General features: G+C 65.5%; 14 protein-coding genes. 10 read left to right on the top strand and 4 right to left on the bottom strand.

Annotated features, from left to right (window positions below; translation table 11 throughout):
* Positions 1-3 precede the first annotated feature (3 nt).
* Positions 4-741: a DUF2182 domain-containing protein gene (locus PFZ56_RS23880; RefSeq protein ID WP_146232973.1), complete on the top strand. Its 738-nt coding sequence runs from the start codon at positions 4-6 to the stop codon at positions 739-741.
* 74 nt (positions 742-815) lie between these two features.
* On the opposite strand, the gene PFZ56_RS23875 is transcribed toward PFZ56_RS23880, so the two are convergent.
* From PFZ56_RS23875 to PFZ56_RS23865, 3 genes are all read right to left on the bottom strand, one after another.
* Positions 816-2,840, bottom strand: coding sequence for a hypothetical protein (locus PFZ56_RS23875; protein ID WP_170003503.1), 2,025 nt, complete (start codon positions 2,838-2,840; stop codon positions 816-818).
* A gap of 86 nt (positions 2,841-2,926) precedes the next feature.
* Positions 2,927-4,669 carry an alpha-keto acid decarboxylase family protein gene (locus PFZ56_RS23870; RefSeq protein ID WP_394304478.1) on the bottom strand — a complete coding sequence of 581 codons (1,743 nt, stop codon included), beginning with the start codon at positions 4,667-4,669 and terminating at the stop codon, positions 2,927-2,929.
* Positions 4,656-6,413 (bottom strand): FAD-dependent oxidoreductase, encoded by a 1,758-nt coding sequence (locus PFZ56_RS23865; RefSeq protein WP_170003501.1) that lies wholly within the window; start codon positions 6,411-6,413, stop codon positions 4,656-4,658. The genes PFZ56_RS23870 and PFZ56_RS23865 overlap by 14 nt, the downstream gene beginning before the upstream one ends.
* A 250-nt stretch (positions 6,414-6,663) precedes the next feature.
* Here PFZ56_RS23865 and PFZ56_RS23860 point away from each other — a divergent pair, with 250 nt between their 5' ends.
* The 6 genes from PFZ56_RS23860 to PFZ56_RS23835 all read left to right on the top strand — a co-directional run bounded on the left by PFZ56_RS23860 (position 6,664) and on the right by PFZ56_RS23835 (position 13,009).
* Positions 6,664-7,566 carry a LysR family transcriptional regulator gene (locus tag PFZ56_RS23860; protein ID WP_170003499.1) on the top strand — a complete coding sequence of 301 codons (903 nt, stop codon included), beginning with the start codon at positions 6,664-6,666 and terminating at the stop codon, positions 7,564-7,566.
* Between the two features lie 161 nt (positions 7,567-7,727).
* Positions 7,728-8,840 carry a tartrate dehydrogenase gene (locus PFZ56_RS23855; RefSeq protein ID WP_170003497.1) on the top strand — a complete coding sequence of 371 codons (1,113 nt, stop codon included), beginning with the start codon at positions 7,728-7,730 and terminating at the stop codon, positions 8,838-8,840.
* 5 nt (positions 8,841-8,845) lie between these two features.
* Positions 8,846-10,294: an aldehyde dehydrogenase family protein gene (locus PFZ56_RS23850; RefSeq protein WP_170003537.1), complete on the top strand. Its 1,449-nt coding sequence runs from the start codon at positions 8,846-8,848 to the stop codon at positions 10,292-10,294.
* Positions 10,295-10,342: 48 nt separating this feature from the next.
* Entirely contained in the window at positions 10,343-11,101 is a 759-nt protein-coding gene (locus PFZ56_RS23845) for an SDR family oxidoreductase (protein ID WP_102881537.1), read from the top strand.
* Between the two features lie 339 nt (positions 11,102-11,440).
* Complete coding sequence (locus PFZ56_RS23840) at positions 11,441-12,415, top strand: cyclase family protein (RefSeq protein WP_110653276.1); 975 nt, start codon at positions 11,441-11,443, stop codon at positions 12,413-12,415.
* Between the two features lie 81 nt (positions 12,416-12,496).
* Positions 12,497-13,009 carry a hypothetical protein gene (locus tag PFZ56_RS23835; protein WP_170004075.1) on the top strand — a complete coding sequence of 171 codons (513 nt, stop codon included), beginning with the start codon at positions 12,497-12,499 and terminating at the stop codon, positions 13,007-13,009.
* A gap of 24 nt (positions 13,010-13,033) precedes the next feature.
* On the opposite strand, the gene PFZ56_RS23830 is transcribed toward PFZ56_RS23835, so the two are convergent.
* Positions 13,034-13,606, bottom strand: coding sequence for a LuxR C-terminal-related transcriptional regulator (locus tag PFZ56_RS23830; protein WP_102881534.1), 573 nt, complete (start codon positions 13,604-13,606; stop codon positions 13,034-13,036).
* A gap of 145 nt (positions 13,607-13,751) precedes the next feature.
* Between PFZ56_RS23830 and PFZ56_RS23825 the strand changes: the two genes are divergently transcribed.
* From PFZ56_RS23825 to PFZ56_RS23815, 3 genes are read left to right on the top strand one after another with little or no spacing between them, the layout of a single operon-like run.
* A complete protein-coding gene (locus PFZ56_RS23825) occupies positions 13,752-14,930 on the top strand; it encodes an acetyl-CoA acetyltransferase (protein WP_102881533.1) in 1,179 nt (392 codons plus the stop codon).
* Between the two features lie 2 nt (positions 14,931-14,932).
* Complete coding sequence (locus PFZ56_RS23820; RefSeq protein WP_170004077.1) at positions 14,933-16,474, top strand: class I adenylate-forming enzyme family protein; 1,542 nt, start codon at positions 14,933-14,935, stop codon at positions 16,472-16,474.
* A 43-nt stretch (positions 16,475-16,517) separates the two neighbouring features.
* On the top strand, positions 16,518-17,858 hold the full coding sequence (locus PFZ56_RS23815) for an MFS transporter (RefSeq protein WP_110653279.1): 1,341 nt from the start codon (positions 16,518-16,520) through the stop codon (positions 17,856-17,858).
* Positions 17,859-17,895: the final 37 nt, after the last annotated feature.

Raw genomic sequence — 17,895 nt, 5'->3', positions numbered from 1 at the left:
GGCGTGCTACGTGGCCTGCGACCCTTGGGCCAGAACCCGCGGCCCTGGTTGCTGCTGATCAGCCTGGTGGGGTGGGGGTGGTTGCTGGGGTCGACGGCGATGCTGTCGATTCCGGCGTTCTGCGGCAGCCTGCCGTTGTCCGGTTATGCCTTGGGCTGGCGGGGCATCGAGCAGGCGTTGCTGTTCAATCCACCGCAGCAATTGTTGCAGGGCTGGTGGCTGATGCTGCTTGCCATGCTGCCACTGCTGTTGGTGCAGCCCTTGCTCTATGTCTGGCACCGTAGCTTACGGCGCAAGCGTTGGCAGGGCGTTGCCCTGTTCGTGCTGGGCTTCGGCGCGGTCTGGAGCCTGGCAGGCGTGGTGCTGATGGGGCTGGTGGTGGCGGTCCGGGTGTGGTTCGGCCTGAGTGCGTGGCAGGGTTTTTTCGCCGTGTTGCTGTTGTGCCTGGTCTGGCAGGCCTCGCCGTTCAAGCAACATTGCCTGAACCAGTGCCACCGGCAGCCGCGGATCTGTGCCTTTGGCCTGGGCTATCTGAGGGACTGCCTGGGTTTTGGCCTGTCCGCCGGGGCTTGGTGCGTAGGTTCCTGCTGGCCGCTGATGCTGTTGCCGGTGCTGCTGGAACAGGGGCATGTGGCGCTGATGCTGCTGGGCATGCTGTGGATGCTCTACGAACGCCTGTTGCGGCCTCGGGGCTTGCGCTGGTATTGGCCCTGGCCTCGTCATCCGCGGGGTTTGTCCTAGTCGTTGTCTGAGGTTGCCCAGGGGCAGGATCGCCCGCGGTTGCGATCCCGCCCCTGGTAGCCTTTGCCTCAGGCCTACAACCGCGGCGCCGGGCTCACCGTGGCATTGCGCCAGGCGGTTTGCAGTTGCTCCTCGAGCAACGCCGGGACCTGTTTGCCGGGCTGGTTTTCCAGGCTCAGCTTCAGGCCGTTGAGGGAGCGGCCGCTGAGGCGGTTGCCCGCCAGATCCTCACGAAACACCTGTTCCGCCTCGGCATAGCGTTTCTGCGCCAGCAAGGCGTAACCCAGGGACTCGCGCAGGGTGTAGTACCAGTCCGGCGGCTCGTTGTAGGCCAGGGCGTCTTGCACCTCCACCGCCTTGCGCCAGGCGGCAATCTGCTGCTGGCCGGCATCGCCGGTCAGGGCCTGCAGGTCAGCGTTGAGGCCCTCTTTGGCGTTGTTGAATACCTGGTTGCCCAGGTTTTTGAAGGCTGCGAGATCCAGTGGGCCGGCGGCACGGGTCAGGGCGCGGTCGAGCAGGGTCAGGTTGGCGATGCGCAGCAGCTGCAGCGCGGGATTGTTGCCATATTGCAGGGCGTCCTTGCCGGTCAGGGGCTGGGGCGAGGTGGCGACGGCCTGCCAGAAACCCTTGAGGGCATCACGGGCCTGGTCCTGGTTCAGGTTCTGGGCGCTCAGTTGCCGGTACGCCAGGGCATAGGCCTTCATCAGTTGGGTGTAGGGCTTGGTCAAGTCCTGCCAGGGCTTGTCCGTTCCCTGGTTGGCCTCGCGGCAGGTCTGGTTGAGGGTGGCCAGGCCGGCGTCGATCTTCGGTTCGATCCGTGCCAGGGCGTCCCAGTCCTCGAAGCGTACGGCGAAGTAGTAGGGCACCGCGTAGAAGTAGTCGCTCTTGGTCTTGAGCTCTTCGGGGTACTGCTGGCAAAGGAAGGGCACGGCCGCGTAGCGGGTGGTGTTCTCCACCAGTTCCTCGGCCATGTTCATGGATTCGTTCTGCCGGCCTTCGATGGACAGGGTCCAGGTCAGGAAGTGGATGTTGTGCCCCAGGTAGTGCAAGGCATAGGGGCTTTGCGGCTGGACCTGGTGGGCGTAGGCGCGGTCCACCGAGACCGCGGTGTAGTTGGCCACGCTGGCCAGGTTGTTGTTGCCGGTGCGCTGGTAGATGTGCGAGGCCATGTGCACCAGATGGCCGATGGCCGGGTTCTGGTCGCGGAAGCGATTGGCCATGGGCAGGCCGCTGTCGGGGAAGGGTGATTCCTCGATGGCGTGGATGTAGAAGTGATTGGCCCCGGTGTGCTGCTGGTCCTGGACCAGTACCCGGTTGAGCACTTGCAGGGCCTCGTAGGCGGCGTCGGTCGGCTTGACCTGATTGGATACGGCCTCGGTGCCGTCCCACCATTTCCACGGGTCGCGGCTGAGCAGGGCGTCGGCATACAGGGTCGCGGCATCCAGGTCGTCAAAGTAGTCTTCCGACAGTTTTTTCATGGCGTCGGCGTAGCGCTTGTTGCCCTCATCGCCAAGGCTGACCTGGCCGTCCTTTTCGCTATACAGGCTCAGCAGCGCCTTGGCGTAGTCCACCTCGCGCTGCAACTGACGCTGGCTGAAGGTGGCTTGTGCGGCGCTGTCCTTGAGCCGGGCGCTGGCGTGCTCCAGGGCGATCTGAACCGAGCGGTAGGCCAACTGGTTGCAACCGGTGGTGGCGACACTGTTGATGTTGGAGTTGGCCGACAGCGCGATGCCCCAATAGGGCATGGCCGAGCCCTCGTCGAAGCGGCTGGCCTGGTAGAAGGCGCGGATCGCCGCGGAGAAATTGAAACCGTATTGCAGGGCCATGCCCTGGCTGTAGAAGGCCTGGACCTGCTCCGGCTGCTTGAGGCTGACCAGGGGGTAACGGGTGCCGCCCAGGCCCGAGAGCAGTTGGTCGCCCTCGGTGTCCTGGGGGCTGACGCACTTGTGCAGCACTTGCAGGTAGGGCGTGTCCGGCGGCACCGGGGTGAAGCCGCCACTGTGTTCATCGCTGCCGTGGTTCATGGTGTGGGCCAGGGCGCTGGCGCTGGCCAGCAGCAGGCCGGCGGCCAGGGTCGAGCGCAGGAAGGGGACGTCCATGCTGTGTTGCTCCTTGCAGGAAACGCTGGGTTGGAGCCGGCTTGCCGAGGTGTGGGCTGGCAAGCCGGCTCCTGCAGCGCGAGGGTTCAGTCGTTGTCGTTGTCGTTGTCGTGGCTGTGACGGGCGACGAACGACGGGCCGTCCGGCTTGGCCAGGCGCTTGATCTGCGGTGCCAGGTCCTGCCGGGGAATCACCACCTGGATCAGCGCCGGGCGGTCCTTGATCTGCATCAGCTGGGGCAGCAACTGCTCCAGCCCGGCCCGGGTCGAGACCTTGAAACCCTCGGCGCCAAACCCCTTGGCCAGGGCCAGGTAGTCCCAGGTCGGCAGGGTGTCGAACGGGGCGAACTGGCCGCCGGGTTCGAAGGCATCGATATCGACGAACGCCTGTTCGATGGCGTAGACCTCGTTGCTCATGACGAACACCAGGGCGTTGATCCGGTTGCGTGCCAGGGTCGACAGCGACTGGCAGATCATCATGAAGCCGCCGTCGCCGGCCACCACGATCGGCCGCCGACCGCTGCCCATGGCCACCCCCAGGGCGCAGCCGGTTTCATGGCCCAGGGAACCCCAGATGGCATCGGCGACAAAGCTGTCCCGAGGCAGGCCGTTGATGTTGCTGGCGGCATACAGGGCCGAGCTTTCACCGAGGATCAGGCTGCTGCCCGGCCACAGGTTCTGTTGCCGGGCGAAACCGTCGAGGATCTCCAGGAACAGGTCATAACCCAGTGCATCGTCGGGTGCGCCCTGTTGCAGCAGCGGCGGGCGCGCGGGTTCCGGAACGTGGTTGCGCAGGGGGTAATCGCTGTCCAGGCCCAGGGCCCCCAGCAGCCGTTGCACGTACTCCGGCAGCGGTACGTGGGGGTAGTACTGCAGGCCGGTGCGGGCCAGTTGGCTGTTGACCAGGATGATCCGGCTGAAGTCCTGGTTCAGCAGTTGCAGGTAGTCGTCGGTGAAGATCACCCCCAGGGCGAGGATGCAGTCCACGTCCTGCATGAAGGCCTGGGTCCACAGACGCGAAGCGGTGCCGGCATAGGTGCCGATGAACTGCGGGTGACTTTCGTCGACCACGGTCTTGGCTTCCAGGCTGGTGGTGAAGGGCAGGCCGCTGGCCTCGATCAGGCGCATTACCTGCTCCTGCAGGCCGTAGCGGGCCACCTCGATGCCGAGCATGATCAGCGGCGAGCGGGCGCTGCCCAGGCGCAGCAGGCTGGCCTCGATGGCGGCGCGCATCGAGTCCTCGTCGCAGCGGGCGGGCAGCGGTTGCAGTTCGCCCTGAGGGCGCGGGCAAGGTTCGCCCCAGACGTTCTGCCAGGCTTCCAGGTAGATCGGCCGGCGCTCGCTGATGGCCTTGACCAGCGCCTCGTCGATCAGCGCCGGGGCGCGCAGGCTGTCGTCAAGAATCAGGCTGGCCACGGTCACCGGCTCGAAGACCTTGCGGCCCACGTCCAGATCACCGGTGGAGTGGTGGAACAGCACATCCTGGGACCAGATCAGGTCACGGTTCTGCGCCGACGGGCTGGCGCTGATCAGCACCAGCGGATTGCGTTCGACATAGGCGCCGGCAATGGCATTCAGGGCACTGAAAGTGCCGACGCTGTATTGCAGCGATACCGCGCCGATCCCGGTGTAACGGGCATAGCCGTCGGCCGCGTAGGCGGCGGCCATCTCGTTGACTTCGCCCACCGCGTCGATGCCGTCGAAGTCGTCCAGGGCCGACATGAAGTGCGAGACGTAGTCCCCCGGCACCTGGAACACCTTGGTCAGGCCCAGTTGCTGCAGGCGGGTCAGCAGGTAGTCGGCGACGCTGAAGGGGTCATTGCTGGCCATGGGCGATCCCCTCGTAGGCGAACTGGGTGACGCCGTCCAGGGTCTTGGCGCAGTTCTGGCAGGGCAGCGGCTGGTCGCCGGGCAGGGTGCAGCCGTCCGGGGTCGGCACCGGCAGCAGGGCATAGTCCTTGGGCAGCCAGTTGGGGCGCTTGAGGCCAAAGAAATCCTGCAGGGTCGACTCGGCTACGGTCAGCGCGCCTTCCACCCAGCCCTGGCCCATGGAGTAGGCCTCGCCGACGATATGGATCTGCTGGTCGGCCACCGGTTTGCGCATGCGGCACAGGATCTGGTCGATCCGGTAGTTGGCCTTCCATTCGTGCCAGCCGCCGCCATAGGGATCGGCATCCCAGGCGTGGTAGACCGCCGAATAGGGACGTGGCAGCTCCACCTGGTCATGCAGTTGAGTGACTTGCATCTGCGCCACCCGGACCATTTCGTCGCTGACCTGGAACTCGCTTTTGGGCACCACTGCTGCGGCTTGCAACTGCCCGGCGAGGCTGGCCGGCACATGGCCGACAAAGGGCGCACCGCCTTCGAGGCCTTTCCAGAAGGGCACGGTGCCGATGTCGTTGTAGGAGGCCATCAACAGCGAGTTGAGATTCGGCTGGCCGCCGGGCTGTTCGCACTCGGTGCCCATGTAGTAGACCTGGCGCACCGGCAGGTCGGTGACCGAGCGCCCGGCCACCAGCCCGAGGCTGCGCCACCAGGGCTGTTCGTATGCCAGAAACAGCTTGAACGCCGACTGCATCAGCACCGAGCCGAGGTTCTCCTTGAGCCAGGGATCGTCGAACAGCGGCGCATCGATCAGCTCCAGGGCACGACGGGGCATGGCCAGGATGATCTGCTTCGCCTTGACCACCTGGCTGCCGTCGATGTCCCGGGTGCTGCCCTGTTCGGTGATGGTGCTCTGGAAATGCAGGCGATAGGGGAAGTCGCGGTCCTTGGCGTAGCTGATCTGCACCAGGCGCTGGTTCATCTGCACCCGTTGGGCGCCGGGCAAGATTCCCGGCAGCTTGCGGAACTTGGCCTCCAGGGTCAGGGGCAGGCTCTGGAAACCCTTGGTCAGGGTGAGGAACTCGGTGTCGTCGCTGTATTCGGTGGCGGGCAGCTGGGTGACCGCGCTGGCGTTGGCGACGTTGGCGTCGTAGCCGCCGGCGTCCTTCATGAACTGGTAGCCCTCATTGCTCATGACCCGGTACAGCAGGTCCCAGAAGCCGTAGCGCCAGATTTCCTTGCCGAACACCTTGACCTGCATCTGCTGGCACAGGCTGAGCTGGTCGAAGCCCGGGTAGACGTAGTTCATCACCTTGACTTGCAGGTCCTCGGGGCCGAAGCCGCGTTCGGACCAGGCCAGGTCGTAGGGGATCTTGTGCGGCGCTTCCTTGAAGTCGCGATAACGAAAGCGCTTGCCCCGCAGGTAGAACAGGTTGTTCAGCGAGCCCACCGGGGGCGGCGCGCCCATGGGGAATTTCTGGCTTGGCAGGCGCAACTGCTTGACCAGGCTGTCTACCAGCACATGGCCGGTGGGGCCGGGGATATAGCGCATGCCGCCGACTTCCGCGACCACGTTGGGCAGCCCCGGCAGGTTGATGCTGAACAGCCGGCCGCCGATGCGGTCGCCGTATTCGAACAGGCCGATACGCAGTTTTTCACCTTGTTCATGCTGCAGGCGCCAGGCGCTGTAGGTGCCGGACACACCCCCACCGACCACCGCGACATCGAGTTCGAGTTCTTGAGGTTTCATGCTGAAGTCCTTTTCGCTGGGAGGCGGACAGGGAGGTCCGTCGCGACCAGTATTGTCCAGTTTTGGCGAAATGCCAGTTTGCCATTAGTGCATGTTTCGGCCTGTGTATACGGGGCTTTTACGATTATTGTCGGACAATATACGGGTCTGCTGGCGGGGCGCTCTGCGAGGGGCTTGAAGCGTCGCAGCAGCGTTGGACAGGGCGGCGCCAACTGCGTAGTTTTCACGCACTGCGCACAAGGACTCCGCCATGTCTCCGGACCTGACTTCCATCGAGCTGTTTCTCAAGGCCCTGACCCTGGGCAACCTGTCCCGGGCCGCCGAGCAGTCGCACTTGTCGCTGTCGGCCGCCAGCCGGCGTCTGTCGCTGCTGGAGCAACACTTCAAGGTGGCGCTGCTGACCCGCACCTCCACCGGGGTGCAGCCGACGGCGGCGGGGCAGGCTCTGGCCGAACATGCCCGCAGCCTCCTGCGGGCGGTGGATGTGATGCACGCTGACCTGGCCGACTTTGCCAAGGGTGCCACCGGCCGGGTCAGCCTGTACGCCAACAGCTCGGCGATGAGCCAGGAGCTGCCCCGGCAATTGACCCAGTGGAGCGACCTGCACCCGGGGATTCGCGTGGACATCCGCGAAGAGCGCAGCCGCGAGATTCTCCTGGCGGTGCGCGACGGCATCGCCGATGTGGGCATCGTCACCACCTTGCCCCAGGCCCGGGACCTGTACTTCAAGCCCTATTGCCGCGACCGCCTGTGCCTGATCGTGCCCCAGGCTCATCCGTTCAAGATGAGCCATGCGCGCTTCCAGGACTTGCTGGGCTACGACTTCGTCGGTCTGGAAGACAACGCCGCCATCACCCCGTTGATCACCGAGGCTGCGGCTGCGGTGAGCATGCCCCTGCGCCTGCGGGTGCAGGTGCGCAGCTTCGAGGCGGTGTGCCGGCTGATCGCCGCCGGGCAGGGCGTGGGGGTGTTGCCCCAGGGCGCGGTGCAGATCTTTCGCAAGGAGATGGCCTTGCGTTTTATCGAAATCGACGACCCCTGGGCCGATCGTCAGATGTTCCTGTGCCGACGCCAGGAGCAACCTTCCCTTGCCAGCCGCGAGCTGTTCGACTACCTGGCTGACTGCGATCGCAGCGCGGCGCCGCCGCCCTAGTCGCGTGCCCCTGGCTGCTTGGCGCCGCGAGCCTTCGAATTTTGCGAAGGCGGTTTCCACAATGAGCAATTCCCCTGGGCGCTTCCCCGTGCCCAGAATGGGCTCGCCCGTGCGCTTGACCTGCCTCGATAACAACAACACGTCAGACCAGGAGATACGGCTTGTCCAGGATCAATCCCGCTGTAAAACCTCCCCATCGCATCGCGGTGATCGCCGGTGACGGCATCGGCCGCGAAGTGGTTCCCGAAGGCCTGCGCGTGCTGGAAGCCGTCAGCCGGCGCTTCGGCATCGATCTTCAGTTCGATCATTTCAACTGGTGCAGCGAGCACTACCAGGCCCACGGCAGCATGATGCCCGAGGACTGGGCCGAGCAGATCGGCGACCACGAGGCGATCTTCTTCGGCGCCGTCGGCGCCCCGGACATCGTCCCCGACCATATTGCAGTCTGGGACTCGCTGCTGAAGATCCGCCGCCAGTTCGACCAATACGTGAATATCCGTCCGGTGCGCCTGATGCCCGGGGTGCCGTGCCCGCTGGCCGGACGGGTGCCGGGGGACATCGATTTCATCGTGGTGCGGGAAAACACCGAAGGCGAGTACTCCAGCGTCGGTGGGCGGATGTGGGAGGGCACCCCGCGGGAGATTGCCTTGCAGGAGTCGGTGTTCTCCCGTCACGGCGTGGACCGGGTGGTGAAGTACGCCTTCGAGCTGGCCAGCCGCCGTCCCCGGCGTAACCTGGTGGCGGCCACCAAGTCCAATGGCATCGCCATCACCATGCCGTTCTGGGACGAGCGGGTGGAGGCGCTGGCCAAGGCCTATCCCCAGGTCGAGACGCGCAAGTTCCACATCGACATTCTCTGCGCGCACTTCGTCCAGCACCCGGACTGGTTCGATGTGGTGGTGGCCTCCAATCTGTTCGGCGACATCCTCTCCGACCTGGGACCGGCCTGCACCGGCACCATCGGCATCGCGCCCTCGGCCAACCTCAACCCCGAGCGTCTGTACCCTTCGCTGTTCGAACCGGTGCATGGCTCGGCGCCAGATATCGCCGGGCTGGGGGTGGCCAACCCGATTGGTCAGATCTGGTCGGCGGCGCTGATGATCGAGCACCTGGGGCAGGGGGATGAGCTCTACCAGCGGGCCGCGGCAGCGATTGTCGCCAGCATCGAGACGGTGCTCGCCGAAGGCCCGCGCACCCGGGAAATGGGCGGCAATGCCAGTACCGTGGAAGTCGGGCGGGCCATAGCCGAATGTCTGGCTGGAAACAGGAACTGATGAACATGAGCCTCGAACACTACATCGACAACCAATGGCAAGCCTCGTCCTGGGCCGAGGACATTCCCGTACTCGACCCCAGCACCGGCATCGCCTATGCGCACATCGCCCGGGGCACCGCCGAGGACATCGACCTGGCGGTGCAGGCCGCGCAACGGGCCCTGGGGGACAACTTCGACGGGCCCTGGGGCAGCCTTTGCGCCCTGGAGCGTGGGCGCCTGCTGGCCCGCCTGGGACACGCAGTGCTGGAGCACCATGAAGAGCTGGCGCAGATCGAGGCCCGGGACACCGGCAAGGCGCTGAAGGTGGCCCGAGCCGACGCCACCGCCCTGGCGCGCTACTTCGAGTACTACGCCGGGGCCGCCGACAAACTCCATGGCGACACCTTGCCCTATCAGGCCGGCTACACCGTGCTCACGGTTCGCGAGCCCCACGGCGTCACCGGGCACATCATTCCCTGGAACTACCCGATGCAGATCTTCGGCCGCAGCATCGGCGCCGCCCTGGCGGCGGGCAACGCCTGTGTGGTCAAGCCCGCCGAGGACGCCAGCCTGTCGCTGCTGCGCCTGGCGGAACTGGCGGCCAAGGTCGGCTTCCCGGCAGGCACGATCAACGTGGTGAGCGGCTATGGCCACGAAGCCGGCGCCGCGTTGTGCGCCCATCCTGGCATCGCGCATATCTCCTTTACCGGTTCCACCGGCACCGGCGCACTGGTGGCCAAGGCCGCCGCCGAACGCCATTGCCCGGTAACCCTGGAGCTGGGGGGCAAGTCGCCGCAGATCGTGTTTGCCGACGCCGATGTGGAGCGGGCGCTACCGGTGCTGATCAACGCCATCGTGCAGAACTGCGGCCAGACCTGTTCCGCCGGCAGCCGCCTGCTGGTGCAGCGCAGCCTCTACGAGCCGTTGCTGGAACGCCTGGCCCAGTGCTTTGGCCAACTGCGTGCCGGGCCCTCGGAGCTGGACCTGGACATGGGCCCGCTGATCAACCAGAAGCAGCTGCGCCAGGTGCGCGAATTCGTCCGCGAAGCCGAGGCCGCCGGTATCCCGGTGGCGGCGCGCGGGCAGGTGGTGCCCGAGGCCGGCAACGGCGGCTATTTCCAGGAGGCGGTGCTGTTTCGCGATGTGCCGCCAGACAGCCGTCTGGCCCGGGAGGAAGTGTTCGGCCCGGTGCTGGCGGTGCTGCCCTTCGAGGACGAAGCCGAAGCCATTCGCCTGGCCAACGACAGCGCCTTCGGCCTGGTGGCCGGGGTCTGGACCTGCGACGGCGCGCGGCAGTTGCGCATGGCCCACAAGCTGCGCTGCGGCCAGGTGTTCATCAACAACTACGGCGCCGGTGGCGGTGTCGAACTGCCCTTCGGCGGGGTCAAGGCCAGCGGGTATGGCCGGGAGAAGGGCTTCGAGGCGCTACTGGGTTTCACCACCTTGAAGACCATCGCCATTCGTCACGACTGATGGCCGCCACGACGGCGGCCCATAACAACAAAAACAGGAGTCACTCCCATGCGTCTAGCCAACAAGACTGCCATCGTCACCGGCGCCGGTTCCGGCTTTGGTGAGGGCATCGCCAAGACCTTCGCCCAGCAGGGCGCCCGGGTCATCGTCGCCGACATGAACGCCACGGGCGGCCAGCGGGTGGTGGACGAGATCCGCGCCGCCGGCGGCCAGGCCCACTTCATCGAGGTCAACGTGGCCCAGGACGCCAGCGTGGGCGCCTTGCTGCGCAATACCCTGGAGCACTACGGCGGCCTGGACATCGTGGTCAACAACGCCGGCACCACCCATCGCAACCGGCCGATGCTGGAAGTGGACGAGGCCGAGTTCGACCGGGTGTTTGCGGTCAACGTGAAAAGCATCTATCTGAGCGCCAAGCACTTCGTGCCGCATTTTCGCGGCCAGGGCGGCGGGGTGTTCATCAACATTGCCTCCACCGCGGCGATCCGGCCGCGCCCGGGGCTGGTCTGGTACAACGGCAGCAAGGGCGCGGTGGTAGTGATGAGCAAGACCATGGCCGCCGAGCTCGGGCCGGACAACATCCGTGTCAACTGCGTCAACCCGGTGGTCGGCGCCACGGCCCTGCTCAGTGAGTTCATGGGCGTGCCGGACACCCCGGAGAACCGCCAGAAATTCATGGCGAGCATTCCCCTGGGGCGCTTCTCCACCCCCCAGGACGTGGCCAACGCCTGCCTGTACCTGGCCTCCGACGAAGCCGCGTTCATCACTGGCACCTGCCTGGAAGTGGATGGTGGACGTTGCGTGTGATGATCTGTAAAACCCTCCAGGCCCGCGGGTAATCCGTGCTTTGTGTAGCCGCTGCCGCAGGCTGCGAACGGCCCGCAGGGCCGCAAAGTTCCAGCGGGCGCCGGGGCTTGACGGTTGATCGCCAGGCAAGGCCCTGCGGGCCTTTTCGCAGCCTCGCCGTGGCTCGGCAGCGGCTACAGCCAGTGTCAATCCGGGCTGGTGTAGCCGCTGCCGCAGGCTGCGAACGGCCCGCAGGGCTGCAAAGTTCCAGCGGGCGCCGGGGCTTGACGGTTGATCACCCAAGCAAGGCCCCGCGGGCATTTTCGCCCGTTTCAACCCAATCAATGGAGTGCATTCGACATGTGTGGGATCGATAACAACACCAGCCACCCCAATACCAAGCAGCTGCTTGAAGGCCTGCCAAAGAACTGGGGCAAGTGGGGCCCGGACGACGAGGTCGGCGCCCTCAACTACCTGCAACAGGCCGAGGTGCTGCGCGGTGTTGCTGCGGTGCGCCAGGGCAAGACCTTCACCCTGCAGGTGCAGATCGGCCACCCTGGCGGCGACCCGATGTGGCCGGCGCGCAACCCCTCGATGCGCTTCAACACCCTGGACCGCAGCCACTATCAGGCCGGCAAGCAGCCGTCCATGACCGGTGGCGCCGAGTACTGCGACGACGTGATCTTCATGCAACTCCAGGGCTCGACCCAGTACGACGCCCTGGGCCACGCCTGGTACGACAACCAGCTGTGGAACGGCTACGACGCCAGCAGCACCGTCGGCGGCATGGCCAAGGCCAGCGTGCTGCCGATTGCCGAGCGCGGTGTGGTGGGCCGCGCGGTGCTGATCGACATGGCCCGGCACCGCGGCAAGAAGTACCTGGGCCGCGGCGAAACCTTCAACCACCTGGATCTGCTGGCCGCCGCCAAGGCCCAGGGCGTGGCCATCGAGAAGCGCGACATCCTGATCATCCGCACCGGTTCCATGGGCGCCTTCTACGAGTACGGCAAGACCGAGTTCTTCAAGGACCTGGTGGAGCCGGGGCTGACCTACAGTCGCGAACTGGTGGACTGGTTCAACCAGATGGAAATCCCCAATCTGGTGACCGACACCATCGCCAACGAAGTGATCACCGACCCGGTGTCCGGGGTGCAGATTCCGCTGCACTGCGCGTTGATGCGCAACCTGGGGATCGCCTTCACCGAGATCGTGCTGCTCGAAGACCTGGCCGAGGATTGCGCCGCCGACGGCCAGTGGACCTTCCTCTACACCGCCGCGCCGTTGAAGATCGTCGGCGGCAGCGGGGCACCGGTGAACCCCATCGTCATCAAGTAACCGGCGCTTGCTGGTGGAGAGGCGGGCGCAGGGTTTATCCTGCGCCCCCTCACCAAGACCGATAGGGATCATCGACCGATCATGCATGACGATTCGCACTCGCCGGACTGCAGCTGCTGCCTGGATCACGCCAATGCCCATCAGGGCGTACTCGATACCCTGGGGTTGATGGCCGACCACCCCGAGGCCAGCGAGGACGACATCGTCCAACTGCTGCAGGCGCGTGGCTACTCGGCCATCGCCGCGGAAAAACTCAACGCCTTCGTGCCATCGGCCCTGGCCTGGATCGTGCTCAAGCGCCTGGGGGTGAAACACCTGCCCAACCACTTCATCGCCCTGGATGAGAAGGGTGAGGAGGTCCGGGTTCCGGTGGCCGGCCAGCACTACTTCACCGCCGCGCTGACCCTGGCCTACGACACCTTTGAAAACGGCTGGAGCGAGGTGCTGCCGCGCAAGACCTACGAACTCGTCGCCAACAGAAGCGCCGAAATGGCCGCTGCCAATCAGCTGCTGTTTGCGGGTGAATCCCTGCAGGGCACCACGCTGGGGGCTTCACGTCTGCTGCGCCTGAGCGCCAGCGAGCTGCTGGCTTAGCGGCAGGCGCCCCTGGGTGGCGCTTCAACGGATGTAGATGATCTTCGACACCAGCTCGGCGCTGTTCTTGGCCTGCAGCTTCTTCATCAGCCGGGCGCGATGGACTTCCACCGTGCGATGGGAAATCGCCAGTTTGCGCGCCACTTCCTTGCAGGTCAGGCCGTTGACGATGTGCAGGGAAATTTCCCGCTCGCGAGGGGTCAGGCGCACGGTCGGCGCCAACGGCCGGTCCAGGCGTTCGAAGTGCCAGATCATCAGCCCGAACGGGTCGTCCGGGGTCAGGGAAAAACCGTGGGCCCGGGCCCAGAACACTTCGCCGTTGCGGTGCTGCATAAAGCGTTCGTCCGTGTAGGACGCGCCCTGGCCGTTGCGCAGCCAGTGTTCGCTGCGTTCGCCAATGCTCTGGTAATCGGCCTGGGAGGGATACAGCAACAGGGTCAGGTGATCCAGCAGCTGTTCGCGCTCATAGCCGAACAGGCGCAGGAAGGCCTGGTTGCAATCGAGCATGCGCCGATGCCCGGTGATCAACTGCGGTGCGGGTGAAACCTGAAAGGCCAGGCGCTCGAGGTCCTGGAGCTGCTGGGCATATACGGTCATGGGGCATCCTGCCTCGTGGAAGTCGGTGCGCCGCTCTGGCGAGCGGGGTACTACTTACTGCTGTACGTAGTTGCCCCAACTAGCGTCTGATTTCGGCGCTCGCCATTGTATGGAATGCCCGCTTCAAGCACAGAAGAAAATCACCATGACCCATGCTTCCGTATCCATTGTTGCTGCTGCCCACACGTCTTTCGGCCGTCTGCAGGGTTCGACCCTTGAGGACCTGATTGTCCAGGTCACTCGTGAAGCCCTGGCGGATGCTGCGATTGACGCCGCCGAGATCGACGCCCTGTTCCTCGGACACTTCAACTCAGGCCTGGTGCCGGACGGTTTCCCGGCCTCGCTGATGCTGCAGGCCGACCCGCAATTGCGCTTCAAACCGGCCACCCGCTGCGAGAACGCCTGCGCCTCGGGCTCGGCGGCGATTCAGGCCGGGGTCAACGCGATCCGCAGCGGCGCCGCTGAACTGGTGCTGGTGGTGGGGGCGGAAAAGATGACCGGCAACTCCACCGCCGAGGTCACCCAAGCCCTGGCCGGAGCCGGTTACCAGAATGATCCGCAGGAGGCCGGCCTGAGCTTTGCGCAGCTGTTTGCCCGGGTCGCGCAGCAGTACACCGAGCGCTACCACAGCCCGCTGGCCTCGATGGCGGCGATTGCGGTGAAGAACCACGCCAATGCCATGGCCAACCCGCTGGCGCAGATGCATCGGCCGATGGACTTCGAGCATTGCAACAATGTGTCCCAGAGCAATCCGCTGATCGCGCCGTCGCTGCGCCTCACCGACTGCTCGCTGATCAGTGACGGCGCGGCGGCCATTGTCCTGGCGTCACCGCAGCGCGCCCGCTCGTTCCGGCGCGAGGTGGCGATCCGTTCCCTGAGCCAGGTCAATGACCTGCTGCCGATGGCCAGTCGCGACATCCTCGCCTTCGACGGCCCGCAGCGGGCCATCCACGGCGCCTTGCGCGAGGCCGGGGTGAGCCTGGGGGACATGAACTTCGCCGAGGTCCATGACTGCTTCACCATCGCCGAGCTGTTGATCTACGAGGCCATGGGGCTGGCGCCCAAGGGCGAAGGCCATCGGGCGCTGGACGAGGGCATCGTGCGCCAGGGCGGTCGTTTGCCGGTCAACCTGTCCGGTGGGCTCAAGGCCAAGGGCCACCCGGTGGGCGCCACCGGGGTCTCGATGCATGCCCTGGGCTTTCGCCAATTGATCGGCGAGCCCATTGGCCTGGGCGTGCCCCGTGCCGAGTTCGGCTTGCTGTTCAACATGGGCGGGATGGCGGTGGCCAACTACGCCTCGGTCCTGCAAGCGGTCAGGACCTGAGCATGAACATCGCTCATTGGCTGCTGGATGCGGCTCAACGCTGGCCTCAGCGTCCAGCGCTGTTCGAGGGCTGCCGCCAGGTGGCCGACTATCAGGACTTCGCAACCCGGGTTCGGGCTCGGGCCCTGCAGTTGCGCCACGGCCATGGCATCGCTCCGGGGGAGCGGGTGGCGTTGCTGATGAAGAACAGTTGCGACTACCTGGAACTGCTCTACGCCATCTGGTGGAGCGGGGCGGTGGCGGTGCCGGTCAACAGCAAGCTGCATCCGCGGGAGGCGGCCTGGATTGTCGGCAACGCCGGGGCTCGGGCGATCTATACCGACAGCGGGCGGACTTTCGAGCTTAAGGACTTGCCGGACAACTGCCGCGAGTTGCCCGGTTACGCCAGCCCCGCGCCGACGGTAGCCCCGGACCACGAGCTGCTGGAACCCTGTCCGCGCAGGGACGATGATCTGGCCTGGCTGTTCTACACCTCAGGCACCACCGGCCGTTCCAAGGGGGTGATGCTGTCGCACGGCAACCTGATGGCCATGTCGCTGTGCTACCCGCTGGATGTGGACCCGGTGCAGGCCACTGATGCGGTGGTCTATGCCGCGCCGATGTCTCACGGGGCCGGGCTCTACAACTTCATTCACGTGCGCTGCGGGGCCCGGCATGTGGTGCCGGAGTCACGGGGGTTCGATGCGCAGGAGCTGTTCGGGTTGGCGCAGGAACTGGGGCAGGTCAGCCTGTTTGCCGCCCCGACCATGGTCAAGCGCATGGTCGAGCAGGCCCGGCAGCAAGGCTATGACGGCGCGGGGATCAAGACCCTTGTCTACGGCGGGGCCCCCATGTACCTGGCGGACCTGGGCCAGGCCCTGGATACCTTCGGCCCGCGGTTGGTGCAGATCTACGGCCAGGGCGAGTGCCCGATGACCATCAGCGCCCTGTCCCGGGAGCTGATCGCCGACCGCGAGCATCCCGACTGGCCCGCAATCGCGGCCTCGGTGGGGCGGCCGCAGTCCTGTGTGGAGGTGCGGATAGTCGATGCCGATGGACAGCGCCTGGGCCCCGGCGAACCCGGGGAAATCGCTGTGCGCGGGGCCCCGGTGATGCACGGCTACTGGGACAACCCGTCAGCCACTCAGGAGGCCCTGGTGGATGGCTGGTTGCTCACCGGCGATATCGGCTTTCTCGACAGTCGCGGGTTGCTGACCCTCACGGACCGCTCCAAGGATGTGATTATTTCCGGCGGCAGCAATATCTACCCACGGGAAGTGGAAGAGGTGCTGATGCAGCATCCCGGGGTGTTCGAGGTCTGTGTGGTGGGGCAGGCGGATGCCGAGTGGGGCGAGTCGGTGGTGGCTTTCGTGGTGCTGCGCTGCCCTGGCGGCCTCGATGCTCAGGCACTCAACCAATGGTTCGTGACCCGCATGGCCTCGTTCAAGAAGCCCAGGAAATACCTGTTTTGCCGCGAGCTGCCCAAGAACAGCTACGGCAAGATTCTCAAGACCCGCTTGCGCCAGTGGTTGCAGGACCCCACAGGGTCCATCGCCGACCTCTGAAAGATTTTTTCCATGGACAGCAATACGACAGGAGTCTCCCAACATGGACATGACCTCTTGCAATCCCCAGCGCCAGCGGCGCCGGGCCTTTATCGGCGCGACCTCGGGCCACTTGATCGAGTGGTACGACTACGGCGTCTATGGGTTCCTGGCGCTGTACATCGGCAAGGCGTTCTTCGTCTCCGATGACCCCACCAGCAGCCTCTTGGCGAGCTTTGCGGCCTTTGCCCTGAGCTTTTTCATCCGTCCCCTGGGCGGGCTGTTCTTCGGCCCCCTGGCGGACAAGATCGGTCGGCGCAAGACCCTGATCACCGTACTGATGCTGATGGCCGGTTCCACCTGCCTGCTGGGCCTGCTGCCGACCTACGCCAGCATCGGCATCGCCGCGCCGATCCTCCTGGTGCTGATCCGCTGCGTGCAGGGGTTTTCCGCCGGAGGCGAGATCGGCACCATCACCAGCTTCATTTCCGAGTACGCCGGGCCCGGGCGCCGGGGCTTCGCCACCTGCTGGCTGATGGTCACCGCGGTGCTCGGCCTGTTGCTGGGCGGCGCCGTGGCCAATGGCATGACCTGGGCCCTGGGGGCCGAGTTGATGCAGGACTGGGGCTGGCGAATTCCGTTCCTGATCGCCGGACCCCTGGGGTTCATCTCGCTGTACATCCGCCTGAAGCTCGAAGACAGCCCGGAGTTCCTCGCCCTGGTGCACGCCGGAGAGACCTCCAAGGCACCGCTGCGGGAGGTCTGGCAGTGGAAGCGCTCGATTGCCCTGGTGTTCTTCATCATCACCCTGCACAGCTCGATCTTTTACCTGGTGCTGACCTTCGCTTCGACCTACATGTCCAACACCCTCAAGTTCGACAGCGGCACTACCTTGCTCTATGTGTTCGTCGCCAGCCTCTCGGCGGCGCTGGTCATGCCCCTGGGCGGCGCCTTCACCGACCGCTACGGACGCAAGCCGTTCCTGATGGTGATCGGCACCCTGGCTACCCTGGCCATGTACTGGTTCTTCAAGTCGGCGCCCAACGCCACCCCGGCCACGCTGTTCTGGCCGCTGATGGCGGTGGCGATCCTGTTCGGACTCTACGCCTCCTCGACCTATGCCCTGATGAGCGAACTGCTGCCGACCCGCATCCGCTCCACCGGGATTGCCGTGGCCTACAACATTCCCGTGGCGGTGTTCGGTGGCAGTGCACCGCTGATCTCCACCTGGCTGATCAAGCTCACCGGAGACATCACCTCGCCCTGGTATTTCTACGTGGCCACCGGGGTGGTGTCGTTGATTGCCCTGGTGGTGCTGCGCAAGGAGGACTTTGTCGCCTGCGCTCCTGGCTTGCAGAACCAAGACAGCCTGGCACCCTCGTTGATGGTCAATCCGTCGCCCTGAGCCAGCAGGCCGGCTGCGGTCTGGGGGTTCAGCAGGT

It is taken from the genome of Pseudomonas danubii, from assembly GCF_042980055.1.
GTDB classification, from domain to species: Bacteria; Pseudomonadota; Gammaproteobacteria; order Pseudomonadales; family Pseudomonadaceae; genus Aquipseudomonas; species Aquipseudomonas danubii.
This window is presented reverse-complemented; position numbering and strand designations above follow the sequence as displayed.